Source organism: Bradyrhizobium sp. th-b2 (genome assembly GCF_000426785.1).
In the GTDB taxonomy this organism is placed as follows: domain Bacteria; phylum Pseudomonadota; class Alphaproteobacteria; order Rhizobiales; family Xanthobacteraceae; genus Bradyrhizobium; species Bradyrhizobium septentrionale.
In genome coordinates this window covers 92,534-103,683 of the sequence record NZ_KE384571.1, presented here as the reverse complement: position 1 = coordinate 103,683, position 11,150 = coordinate 92,534, and the positions used below count along the sequence as shown (strand labels likewise).

Here is an 11,150-nt window from a genome sequence, read left to right as displayed (position 1 = left end):
CAGCCGGGAGGATTCCTCCCCTGCCTTGGTCGCGAGCGCGGTCTTGCTCTCGATATCGCGTCGCGCCGCCGCCAAATCCTGCTCCAGCCGAGCAGACCGCTCTTGCTCCTTTTGGAGGTCCGTGGCGGCGCCCTTCCCTGCCGCTTGCAGCCGGGACGCTTCCTCCCCTGCCTTGGTCACCAGCACGGTCTTGCTCTCGATATCGCGTCGCGCCGTCGCCAGATCCTGCTCCAGCCGCGCGGACCGCTCACGCTCCTTTTGCAGGTCCGCAGCGGCGCTCTTCCCCGCCGCTTGCAGGCGTGAGGTTTCTTCTCCTGCTTGCGTGACCAGCGCAGTCTTGGTCTCGACGTCGCGTCGCGCCGCCGCCAGGTCCTGTTCCAGCCGCGCTAATCGTCCAGAGTCGTCGGGGGTGGATTTGCGGGGCGAAGCCGTGGCCTTTTCAGCCGCCTGCCTGAGGTCCGTCGCTTCTTCCGTAGCTTTGCGGGCCTGCGCCTCATAGGCGAAGATCGAACTGCGCGCCCGGGAGAGGTCCTGTGCGAGCATGTCCGCTTTCTCGCGCGATTGCTTCAGCTCCGCGGCCCCGGCTTCTACCACCCGCTTCTGGCGCAGGACATCCTCGCCCGCCTTTGCCGCCGCCGCCGTCTGGGCCTCGACATCACGCCGCGCCGCCGCGAGACCCTGTTCCAGCCGCGCGGACCGCTCACGTTCCTTTTGCAGGTCCGGCGCGCCACGCTCGCCTGTTTGCTTCAGCCGGGAAACCTCCTCGCCTGCCTGTGTCGCGCGCGCAGTCTGGGTCTCGACATCACGCCGCGCTGTCGCAAGATCCTGTTCCAGCTTTCCTGCCCGCTCGCGCGCCTGTTGCAGGGCGTCCTGCAACTCCGCGCCGCCCTGCGCGGTCTGCTTGGTCGGGGCAGCGCCTTCGGCCGCTTTCGCCGCCAGCGCAGCCTGGATTTCGCGTCGAGCCGCGGCGAGGTCCCGCTCCAGCCCTTCCGCCCGCCCGTGCTCGTACTCGATACGCTGCATCAGGCTGATATCAAGCCTTGCACTGGAGAGTTCGCAGGACAGCTTCTCCGCCGACTGGGGCTTCTGTTCCGGAGGCTGCGCAGTCTCAGCGGTCGCTCCCTGCGCAACCTGCACCGGTTTGCCGGTGTCCCCCGCGCCCTGCGGCACGACTTCGGATGCCGAGGGGCGCGCCGGATCGGGCGACGCCCGTGTCTCCGGCGCCCACGCCATCGCCAGCACGACCGCGGTCGTCCACAACAGCGCGGGTCGTCCGAGCTTGAGCGCGTGTCGACGCTGCGAGCCCGCGATGTTGCAGAGAGTACCTACTTCATCGTTGAGAAGAACCGTGCGACCCATCCGCAATCACCCGTCGCAAGGCGACACGATCTGTTGAGGTGCGGCATTATGCGCCCCAACTCCGCGCGAAGCCATCCACCCCTTTCGGGTTAGGCGGCGGTCACGGCTTCACGTAGGACCAGCCCTTCTCCTGCAGTTCCATCACGCGCACGACGCCCGACTTCACCACCTCCGCCTGACGAATGATCGGGATGTCCTTTTTCTCCGCATTGTGCATTTTTTCCTGCGTGTTGCCGCAGGCCTTGAACGTGATCTCGGGTGTGCTCAGCGCTAACTCCTCGATACGGGACTTCACCGGCGACGTGTCATCGCGCAGCATGTGCAGGCCGGGCCCGAACGTGACCACCTCGATTTTTACCTTCTCGCCGAGATCCTTGTAGTATTGCGCGACGTTGGTCGCATTGTTGAGCGCGAGATTCATCGCGGCGGGATCATTGGTGTTCACCTGCAGGATCAATCGGTGCGGCTTGCTGTCGGGCTGCAGCCGGGCGTTGGCGGAAAGCGGCGACCGCTCCCTCTTCTGTTTGGCCGCCCTGTGCTTGAGCGTTTTGCTTTCTGCAATCTGCTTGCTGTCGACAGCGGGATTTGTCGTGCCCGGTGTCCAGTACCGTCCGCCACTTTGCTGCGCCGCTGCAAACGACGTGGCGAGCAAGACCGTTACGGCTCCGATGATGGCTACTCTCGCAGTATGTTGAAACACGCGCATAATGCCTCTCCTGTCGAACACACGTTGCTACTTGTTACCCATTGGGCTTGGCGACTGGCTGCGGCCACTTGCACGCGGCGGCGATCTTCACGCGCACCGCGTCCAACCCGCCGAGCGGGAACACTGCATCCAGGGCTGGCCCTTTCCGGGATGTGAGATGAATATTGAGGCCTCCGTTGCCCGGAAGGGACTGCAGCAGGCGAACGACATCGCCGCCGAACGCAACGCCGGTCCCCGACGCCGGCACGGCTGCCGCGACCTGCAGCGTCTGGTCGTCGTTGACGCGATAGGAGATTGCATAATCGTCGCCGCGACCGGACACACCAGGCCCGGCGACGATCAGTTCGTTCCGTCCGCCGTGGCAGCGAATCGAAAGCGTCATCCCGGACCCGCCGGCGCCATCGCGCGACGATGTCGTGGCGGTGGCGACCGGTGAATAGTCGACCGGCGACGTCGTCAGGCTGACGATCCAGTTGCCCGTCGAGTTCGCCGGGCGAGGCGCTGATGTGCGCGGCGACTTCTCGGGGCACTCCATCCCTTCGGGACATGCGCGAAGCTGCGCGATCCGACGATCGTCTGCCGCCTGCGCCCAGGACATCCCGCCCAGAAGCATGATTCCAGCCACCACGCGGGTCGCCGCGCCTCTCATTGCGATCGATTTGCCGCGGCGCGCGGCTCGCGATCGAGCCACGCCTGCGCCGCGGGGAAGCGCGCCAGGCCGGGAACGGTCGCCGCGAGATTGATCGCCTTCCACTTCGGGTCGAAGCCCGGCTGTTGCAGCTTGTCGATGCGCGAGAACAGATACTCTACAAAGCGCGCAATGCGCTCATAGCGGTTCGACTTGGCCGGGAAGTTGAAGGCCACCAGAGCGGTCGGCACCGCAATTGTCGTGACGCGCTCACCCGGCTTGATGAGGTTGGGATACTCCGATGCCTCGAGCGAGGCGGGAAGATAGAAGTCCTCGAACTTCTTGTCATAAGGCACGGGCAGGAACTTGAACCCCGGCTCCCAGCGGCCGCGCACGAAGGCATCAATCGGCTTCGAGGTGATGAAGACGACCGCGGCCATCTCGCCCTTGCGCATCTGCTCAAGCGCGACCTGATGCGGAATGAAGGTTTTTTCCACATCGAGGCCGAGGCGGCTGAAGATCAGGGGCCCCGAATAGGCCGCGGCGGTCCCCAGATTGTTGAAGTTGACCTTCTTGCCGGTGAGATCGCTCAGGCTCTGAATCTCGGGACGAACGAAGATATGCAGTTCGGACGGAAACAGGTTCAGCACGTAAGCCAGCCGTTGCTGGATATCCGGCACCTGGCTCTTGTACTCCTCGAGCGCGTCGGAGTTGATGATGGCGGCATCGATGCCACGCAAATAGAGCAGTGAATTCACATTCTCCGTCGGCCCGCGCGTCACGACCGGCAAAACGTGCAGCTTGTCGCCATCGTCCACGACGCGGGCGATTTCGGACGCGAAGCGAATGGGCGCGCCCTCGAGCAGGCCTCCGGCGAGGCCGACCGTCCAGGCATTCATCGTCACCTGCGGCTTTTCCGGCGGTGGATCGCGCCGCACTTGACGAGGTGCAGCACGTTGCGCCTGCGCATCCGTGCTGGACGGCGGAATGGTCGTGAGCAGCGGAACCAGCGCCGCCAGCACGAGCAACTGGAGCACTTTCCGCTTTGCGGTCAGCGCCCCACCTGAAATCACCTGTCTCATGGGGGGCTCCACCCTCGCCGATCCGATATTTTGCTGTAGTCTCATGCAGTTCGGCTGCGCGCGCCACTTCCCGCATGGAGAGCCCACCTACTCCTTCCGGATTATGCGCGTGCCTCCCCCAACGCCGCAGCAGCGAGGGATCGATCGGTATCGGTCGAGGCCCCGGTTGCGCGGGCGGCGCGCGATCCGGCCCGGCATCTCGGGACGCCAGCGCCGATCACCGACTGCTCGGAGAACGAACTTTCTTTATCCGCGCGGCCGACAAAACGACCGTTCTGCAAGATCGCCTCAGTCCGATCCATCGATTGCAAACTTGCGACACTGGTTGGCGTCTGCGCTCAGGCGGAGCAAGGACGTGCTATCGTGCAGTCAAACGACACTTAGGTGGAGGTTCTATGCATCCGGCGTCTTCTTGGCTCCACGCGCTTGGTCGTGTGGCCCGGCGGGTGCGGCGGTGGCGCAGGAGGCTTGCGCGCGCCGCAAATCCCGACGGACAGCGCGACTCCCGTGAGATCTTCCTGTTCGGGCCGCACGGCTAGTCGAGCCCGTGCGCACAAGATGCCTACATCTTTGGCTGACCCGCGACACCTACGGCTGACATTCCAGGCTTCGGCCTACACCCAGCGGCTATGGCGCGAATTCCTTGCTGCCCTGCTCTCCCGTGCCGAAGAGACAGGGCAGCTCCCGCTCCGCCGTGAACCGACAAGCACTAGCTGCTGAAGCCGGCGGGAATGAACGCCGGCAGCTTGTCCTCTATGAATTTCTTCACCTCAGGCGAGTTGAAGACCTGGATAAAGGCCTTGAGGCGCGGATCGTCCTTCTTGTCCGGCCGCGCCGTGAAGCGCAACACCAATCCGTCGTCCACGGTACGATCGATCAGCAGCGCCGATTTCGGATCGCCGCCCGCGGGGATCAGATAGGTGATGTTGACGAGCGCGAGCGTGACGTCGTCGAGCGAACGATAGGTCTGGGCCGGATCGAGCTCGACGATCTTCAGGTTCTTGGCGTTCTCGATGATGTCGAACCGGCTCACCGAGAAGCCCTTGCCCGGCGCCAGCTTGATCAGGCCGGCCCGTTCGAGCAGGATCAATCCCCGCGCACCGTTAAGCGGCTCGTTCGGAATAGCGACGCTGTCACCGGGCTTGATCTCGTCGAGCGACTTGATCTTCTTCGAGAACAGCCCGACCGGGGCGATCACGCCGACCTTGTCCACCTGGACCAGATTTAAGCCGCGCTGCTTGTTCTGGATCGCGAGATAGGTGGCGTGCTGGAACAGGTTCGCGTCGACGTCGCCGCTGTTGACCACCTCGTTCAAGGCGACCCAATCGGACAGCTCGACGATCTTGACGTCCTGTCCCTTGTCCTTGGCGAGCTTGGCGGCGAACGCCGCCAGCTGGCCGACCGGACCGGCGCTCGTCGCGATCTTGAGGGGCTCGTCGGCGACGGCGTTGGCCGTCAAGGCAAGGAGGACGCCTGCCGCTTGCGCCAGGCGCAACAATGTCTTCATCATCTCAATCCTGTTCCAATGCTGTCGAGTGCGATCACGCTGCCTTGCGGGCGCTGCCACCGGCCTCGGCCTGCGCCAGGGCCTGAACGAGGTCTGCGATGATGTCGTCGGGGTGCTCGATCCCGACCGAGAGCCGCACGTAGCCAGGCGTGACGCCGGCCGCGAGCTGCTCCTCACCGGTGAGCTGCTGGTGGGTGGTCGAGGCCGGATGGATCGCCAGCGACCGCGCATCGCCGATATTGGCGACGTGATAGAACAGCCTCAGCGCGTCGATGAAGCGGCGGCCGGCCTCGACGCCGCCTTGCAGCTCGAAGCCGACGAGCGCGCCATAGCCCCCCTTCAGATAGGTGTCGGCGCGGCGCCGGTTCTCCCCCTGCTGCAATCCCGGGAAGATCACATGCGAGACGGCGGGGTGCCTGGCCAGGAAATCCGCCACCTTGATCGCATTCTCGCTGTGCTGGCGCAGCCGCAACGGCAGCGTCTCGAGCCCCTGGATGAACTGGAAGGCGTTCTGTGGCGCGATCGCGGCGCCGAGATCGCGCAACAACTTCACGCGCGCGCGCAGGATGTAAGCGATCGGCCCGAGCGGCTTGGCCGCCTCCGTCCAGATCGCGCCGTGATAGGCGGCGTCCGGCTGGGTCAGCAACGGAAAGCGCTCGGCATGCGCCGCCCAGTCGAAATTGCCGCCATCGACGATCGCGCCGCCGATCGACGTGCCGTGACCGCCGATATATTTCGTCGTCGAATAGACCACGATCGCAGCGCCATGATCGAACGGGCGCGCGACCAGCGGCACCGCCGTGTTGTCGAGAATGAGCGGCACACCGAGCGAGCGCCCGATGTCAGCGACTTCCCTGATCGGGAACACGTTGAGCTTGGGATTGGGCAGGGTCTCGGCAAAGTAGGCGCGGGTCTTCGCGTCGGTTGCGCGACGGAAATTCTCGGGGGCGGCCGGATCGACGAACCGCACCTCGATGCCGAACTGCTTCAGGGTTTGCGACAGCAGCGTCCAGGTGCCGCCATAGAGATCGGTGGAGGAGACGATGTTGTCGCCGGCCTGGGCAATGTTGAAGATCGCAAAGGCCGATGCGGTCTGGCCCGACGCCACCGCGAGCGCGCCGACGCCGCCTTCCAGCGCAGCGAGCCGCTCCTCGAAGGCATCGGCCGTCGGGTTCTTGATCCTCGTGTAGATCTGCCCGATCGATTCCAGCGCGAACAGCCGCGACGCATGGTCGGTGCTCTCGAACTGGAACGAGGTCGTCTGATAGATCGGAACTGCTACTGCGCCGGTCGCAGGATCCGACCGGTAGGACCCGCCATGCAGGGCGAGCGTCTCGAGATTCTTCGTTTCGACCGGCATTTCGAAATCTCCTGGGATCGGTGAACCAAGCGTTGCAAGTCGCGAAATGATGCGCAGCGACTTTGCGGCTGTCGAGATGTCCAGGAAAATAGCGATGGACGTACTGGCGTCTCACGGAACGGCATCGTGAATTTTTCAGATGGCACATCCGTCGCGACGCATTTGTTTCGTGCGCGACCGCCATTGCCGGCGCGCGATATCGCGCGTCACACAGCGCGGATCGAGCAGTTGATCGCCCGCGCTCGCGGATTCCCGCAGACTTCCGACCGGACCGGAGGCGCCAATGAGCGTGACCCTGCTACCCGGGATTTCCGATATAGCAGGATTTTCACGCTTCCTCGCCGAATACAAAACAAAGTCGCGCAGGCAAGCTGTTACGTTGTTCCGACGCGATCCCTATCGGAACAGGTCGATGGCCAAATCAAAAGAGCTTCGCTTCAACGCGTTCAACATGATGGCGCCAAGCCACAACTGGGCCGGCCTGTGGTCGCATCCGCGCGACACCTCGCTCAACTACAACTCGCTCGACTATTGGGTCGAATATGCCAGGACAGCCGAGCGCGGACTGCTCGACGGCATCTTCCTGGCCGACGTGTTCGGCATTTATGACGTCTACGGCAACACCCCGGACGCGGCGCTCAGTCAGGCCGTTCAATTGCCGAACGCCGAACCGACCCTGCTGGTCTCGGCCATGGCGCTGGTCACCAGGCATCTCGGCTTCGGCATCACGTCCAACCTCACCTACGAACATCCCTACCAGTTTGCCCGTCGCTTCTCGACGCTCGATCATCTGACCAACGGGCGGATCGGCTGGAACATCGTCACCGGCTATCTCGACAGCGGCGCCCGCGGCATGGGGCTCGAGGCGAACCGCGCGCATGATGAGCGCTACGAGGCGGCCGAGGAATTCCTCGCCGCGAGCTACAAATTATGGGAGGGCAGTTGGGAGGACGGCGCAGTGCGCCGGGACCGTGCGGCGCGCATCTTCACCGATCCGGCGAAAATCCATCCCGTCCGTCATCAAGGGCAGCACTACAAGGTCGACGGCATCCACCTCGCGGAGCCGTCGCCGCAGCGCACGCCGCTATTGTATCAGGCGGGCACTTCGAAACGCGGCCGGGCCTTTGCGGCGCGGCACGCGGAGGCGATCTTTCTCAACGGCCAGACCCGGCCAATTCTCGCCCGCGCCGTCCGCGACATCAGGAGCGCGGCAAAGGAGTTTGGCCGCGATCCCTACGATATCCACCTGTTTGCCGGTGCGACCGTGATCGTCGCGCCGACCCGTGCAGAGGCCGAGGATCTGCTCGCGGACTATGCCGCGCATGTCGACCAGACCGGTCAGCTGGCTCTGCTCTCGGGCTGGACTGGAATCGATTTCTCGACTTATCGCCCCGACCAGGCGGTGCAATATGTCGAGAGCAACGCGATCCAGTCGATGGTCGAGAACTTCACCTTGCGCAGCGACCGCCCGGTCAAGGTCGGCGATCTCGCGACGCTGAGCCGCGTCGGCGCGCGCTCGCCCTTCGTGGTCGGCTCGCCGCAGGATGTCGCGGACGAATTGATCGCCTGGGCGGATGAAACCGATGTCGACGGCTTCAACCTCTTCCGCCTGGTCGCACCGGAATCGCTTGATGCCTTCGTCGACCTCGTGGTGCCGGAGTTGCAGTCACGCGGGGTCTACAAGACGGCCTATCGCGAGGGCACGCTGCGGGAAAAGCTGTTCCCCGGGCGCGGGCCGCGGCTTCACGCCACGCATCCCGGCGCAAGCTACCGGCTCGCGCCTTCGAATGCAGTCCGTCCCGACGCTGCCGAATAGGATGGCGTACCGGCAACGGATACCCATCACCAGGTTGCGGCTACCAGCTCGGCAGCACGGCGCCCTTGAACTTGGTCAGGACAAACTCCTTGACCTCGGGCGTGTGATAGCTGTCCACGAGGACCTTAACCCACGGCTTGTCCTTATCCGCGGCGCGAACCGCGATCAGGTTGACGTAGGGCCCCTTCGGATCCTCGCGCAGGATCGGATCCTTGACCGGATCGAGGCCGGCCTGGGTCGCATAGTTGGTGTTGATGACGGCCGCGTCGACATCGTCGAGCGCACGGGGCGCCTGCGCCGCATCGACCTCGACGAATTTGAACTTCTTGGGATTGTCCGCGACATCGAGGACCGTTGGCTTGAAGCCAACGCCGTCCTTCAGCTTGATCGCACCCTTGTCGCGCAAGAGCAGCAACGCCCGGCCGCCATTGGTGGGATCGTTCGGGATCGAGATCTTGCCGCCGTCCGGAATGTCGGCCCAGCTCTTGTGCTTCTTGGAATAGACGCCGATCGGAAAGTTGACCGTCAGGCCGACCGGCTCGATCTTGTAGCCGCGATCGGTCTTCTGATTGTCGAGATAGGGCTGGTTCTGAAACGAATTGGCCTGGATGTCGCCGGCATCAAGCGCCGCATTCGGCACCACATAATCGGAGAACTCGACAAGCTGGATATCGAGCCCGTTCTTGGCCGCGATCGGCTTCACCGCCTCGAGGATTTGCGCATGCGGCCCGGGCGTCACGCCGATCTTGATCGTTTCCGCCGAGGCGGCGGCCGACCAGATCGCCAGCACGCCGGCAAGCACAATAATGGGACGAAAGGACATTTTGGTCTCCGTAGGAACTTAGCAATGACAAACAGCCCCGAAGGGATCGTGACGGATTCCCGTCTCAGCGGTGGCGCAAGCGGCGGTTGACGCGGCGGGCGAGATAGTCGCCGGCGGTCTGCACCGTCTGCACCAGCGCGATCAGGACGACGACCACCGCCAGCATCATTTCCGGCATGAAGCGCTGGTAGCCGTAGCGGATGCCGAGGTCTCCGAGCCCGCCGCCGCCGACCGCTCCCACCATCGCCGAATAGCCGAGCAGGCTGACCACCGCGAGCGTCAGCGCGAGCACCAGGCCGGGCAGCGCCTCGGGGATGAGCACCTTCAGCACGATCTGCAGCGGACTGGCGCCGAACGACGATGCGGTCTCGATCAGTCCGGCATCGACCTCGCGGATCGCGGCCTCGACCAGTCGCGCGATGAACGGCGTTGCCGCGATGGTCAGCGGGACGATCGCTGCGCCCGAGCCGATCGAGGTGCCCGCGATCAGCCGCGTGAACGGGATGATGGCTACCACCAGGATGATGAACGGTGTCGAGCGCGTCGCGTTCACGATGATGCCGAGCACGCTGTTGACCGCCGGCGCCGCGAACAACTCCCCTTTGCGGCTGGTGGCCAGGAAGACGCCGATCGGAAGCCCGAACGCGGTGGCGATCAATGCAGCGATCGACACCATGAACAGGCTCTCGCCGGTGGCCTGAACGATCAGGTTGATGAGTTCACGCGACATAGCCGAGGCGCTCCACCGAAAGGTTGTGCTGGGAGAGATAGGACGCTGCCTTGTCGGCCACGGGCTCGCCGCCGGGAATGCCCAACGTCAGTGAGCCGACATGCTGGCCTCCGATCTCGTCGATCCGGGCCGACAGGAGCGCCACGTCGATCGACAGCTCGCGCGCCAGCCGGGCGACGATGGTGTCGCCGGCATCGGCACCACGAACCTGCACGCGAATGACGGCCCGGCCGCCCGCGACCGGTTGCCGCTGCAAGCGGCTTGCCAGCGACACCGGAACGCTGTCGCCGACCACCTCCGACAGAAAGGCCTGCGTGACCGGATGGCCGGGATGCGTGAAGATATCCGCGACATGGCCGCGTTCGACGATGTGGCCGCCGTCGATCACCACGACTTCCTTGGCGAGCTGACGGACCACCGACATTTCGTGGGTGATCAGGATGATAGTGACGCCAAGCTCCCGGTTGATGTTGGCCAACAGATCGAGGATCGAGCGGGTGGTTTGCGGATCGAGCGCCGAGGTCGCCTCGTCCGACAGCAGCACGTTCGGCCGCGTCGCCAGCGCGCGGGCGATGCCGATGCGCTGCTTCTGGCCGCCCGACAGCTCGGACGGGTAGCGATCGTATTTGTCGGCGATGCCGACGAGCTCGAGCAGCTCCGCGACGCGAACCGCGATATCAGCTCGCGACCAACCCGCGATCTCGAGCGGCAGGGCGATATTGTCGGCGGCGGTGCGCGACGACAGCAGGTTGAAATGCTGGAAGATCATGCCGATCGAGCGCTGCGCCAGCCGCAGCTCGCGGCCCGCAAGCCCGGAGATGTCGCGCCCATCGACAATGACGCGGCCGCTCGATGGCTTCTCCAGCCCGTTGATCAGCCGCACCAGGCTGGATTTGCCGGCGCCGGAACGGCCGATCACGCCGGTGATCGAGCCGCGCGGAATTGCGAAATCGATATCCTGCAGCGCCTGCACGCTCGGCTTGTCGCGGTAGGCCGGATAGGCCTTCGAGACCTGCTCGAACCGGACCATCGCGTCCGCCACGCTCGGCGGATGCGCGGCGGGCAGCAGAGGCTCGACGGGCCGAACCGCCGTCAGGGATTGATGCACGTTCATTCAGTCAGTCCATTCGGTCGCTTTG

The 11,150-nt window shown here is 64.6% G+C and carries 9 protein-coding genes and 1 pseudogene; 1 reads left to right on the top strand and 9 read right to left on the bottom strand.

Features of this window, described 5'->3' with window-relative positions:
- The 6 genes and pseudogenes from K359_RS64005 to K359_RS0150260 form a co-directional block, all read right to left on the bottom strand.
- A pseudogene (locus tag K359_RS64005) lies at positions 1 to 1,359 on the bottom strand (hypothetical protein); the annotation flags it as partial.
- Positions 1,360 to 1,459: 100 nt separating this feature from the next.
- Positions 1,460 to 2,065 (bottom strand): DsrE family protein, encoded by a 606-nt coding sequence (locus tag K359_RS0150280; RefSeq protein WP_029085635.1) that lies wholly within the window; start codon positions 2,063 to 2,065, stop codon positions 1,460 to 1,462.
- A 34-nt stretch (positions 2,066 to 2,099) separates the two neighbouring features.
- Positions 2,100 to 2,678 (bottom strand): hypothetical protein, encoded by a 579-nt coding sequence (locus K359_RS0150275; protein WP_245284989.1) that lies wholly within the window; start codon positions 2,676 to 2,678, stop codon positions 2,100 to 2,102.
- A 32-nt stretch (positions 2,679 to 2,710) separates the two neighbouring features.
- Positions 2,711 to 3,775, bottom strand: a complete 1,065-nt coding sequence (locus tag K359_RS0150270) for a TAXI family TRAP transporter solute-binding subunit (protein ID WP_156929187.1) — start codon at positions 3,773 to 3,775, stop codon at positions 2,711 to 2,713.
- Positions 3,776 to 4,484: 709 nt separating this feature from the next.
- Positions 4,485 to 5,282, bottom strand: a complete 798-nt coding sequence (locus K359_RS0150265; protein WP_035978718.1) for a MetQ/NlpA family ABC transporter substrate-binding protein — start codon at positions 5,280 to 5,282, stop codon at positions 4,485 to 4,487.
- Positions 5,283 to 5,316: 34 nt separating this feature from the next.
- Positions 5,317 to 6,642 (bottom strand): O-acetylhomoserine aminocarboxypropyltransferase/cysteine synthase family protein, encoded by a 1,326-nt coding sequence (locus tag K359_RS0150260; protein WP_029085631.1) that lies wholly within the window; start codon positions 6,640 to 6,642, stop codon positions 5,317 to 5,319.
- Positions 6,643 to 7,054: 412 nt separating this feature from the next.
- Here K359_RS0150260 and K359_RS0150255 point away from each other — a divergent pair, with 412 nt between their 5' ends.
- Positions 7,055 to 8,458: an LLM class flavin-dependent oxidoreductase gene (locus K359_RS0150255; protein WP_029085630.1), complete on the top strand. Its 1,404-nt coding sequence runs from the start codon at positions 7,055 to 7,057 to the stop codon at positions 8,456 to 8,458.
- Between the two features lie 40 nt (positions 8,459 to 8,498).
- Here K359_RS0150255 and K359_RS0150250 read toward each other — a convergent pair whose 3' ends face one another.
- The 3 genes from K359_RS0150250 to K359_RS0150240 all read right to left on the bottom strand — a co-directional run bounded on the left by K359_RS0150250 (position 8,499) and on the right by K359_RS0150240 (position 11,125).
- Positions 8,499 to 9,281, bottom strand: a complete 783-nt coding sequence (locus K359_RS0150250) for a MetQ/NlpA family ABC transporter substrate-binding protein (protein ID WP_029085629.1) — start codon at positions 9,279 to 9,281, stop codon at positions 8,499 to 8,501.
- Between the two features lie 64 nt (positions 9,282 to 9,345).
- A complete protein-coding gene (locus K359_RS0150245; RefSeq protein WP_029085628.1) occupies positions 9,346 to 10,011 on the bottom strand; it encodes a methionine ABC transporter permease in 666 nt (221 codons plus the stop codon).
- The gene (locus tag K359_RS0150240) at positions 10,001 to 11,125 is read right to left on the bottom strand and encodes a methionine ABC transporter ATP-binding protein (RefSeq protein ID WP_029085627.1); all 1,125 of its coding nucleotides are present in this window, start codon (positions 11,123 to 11,125) and stop codon (positions 10,001 to 10,003) included. The genes K359_RS0150245 and K359_RS0150240 overlap by 11 nt, the downstream gene beginning before the upstream one ends.
- Positions 11,126 to 11,150: the final 25 nt, after the last annotated feature.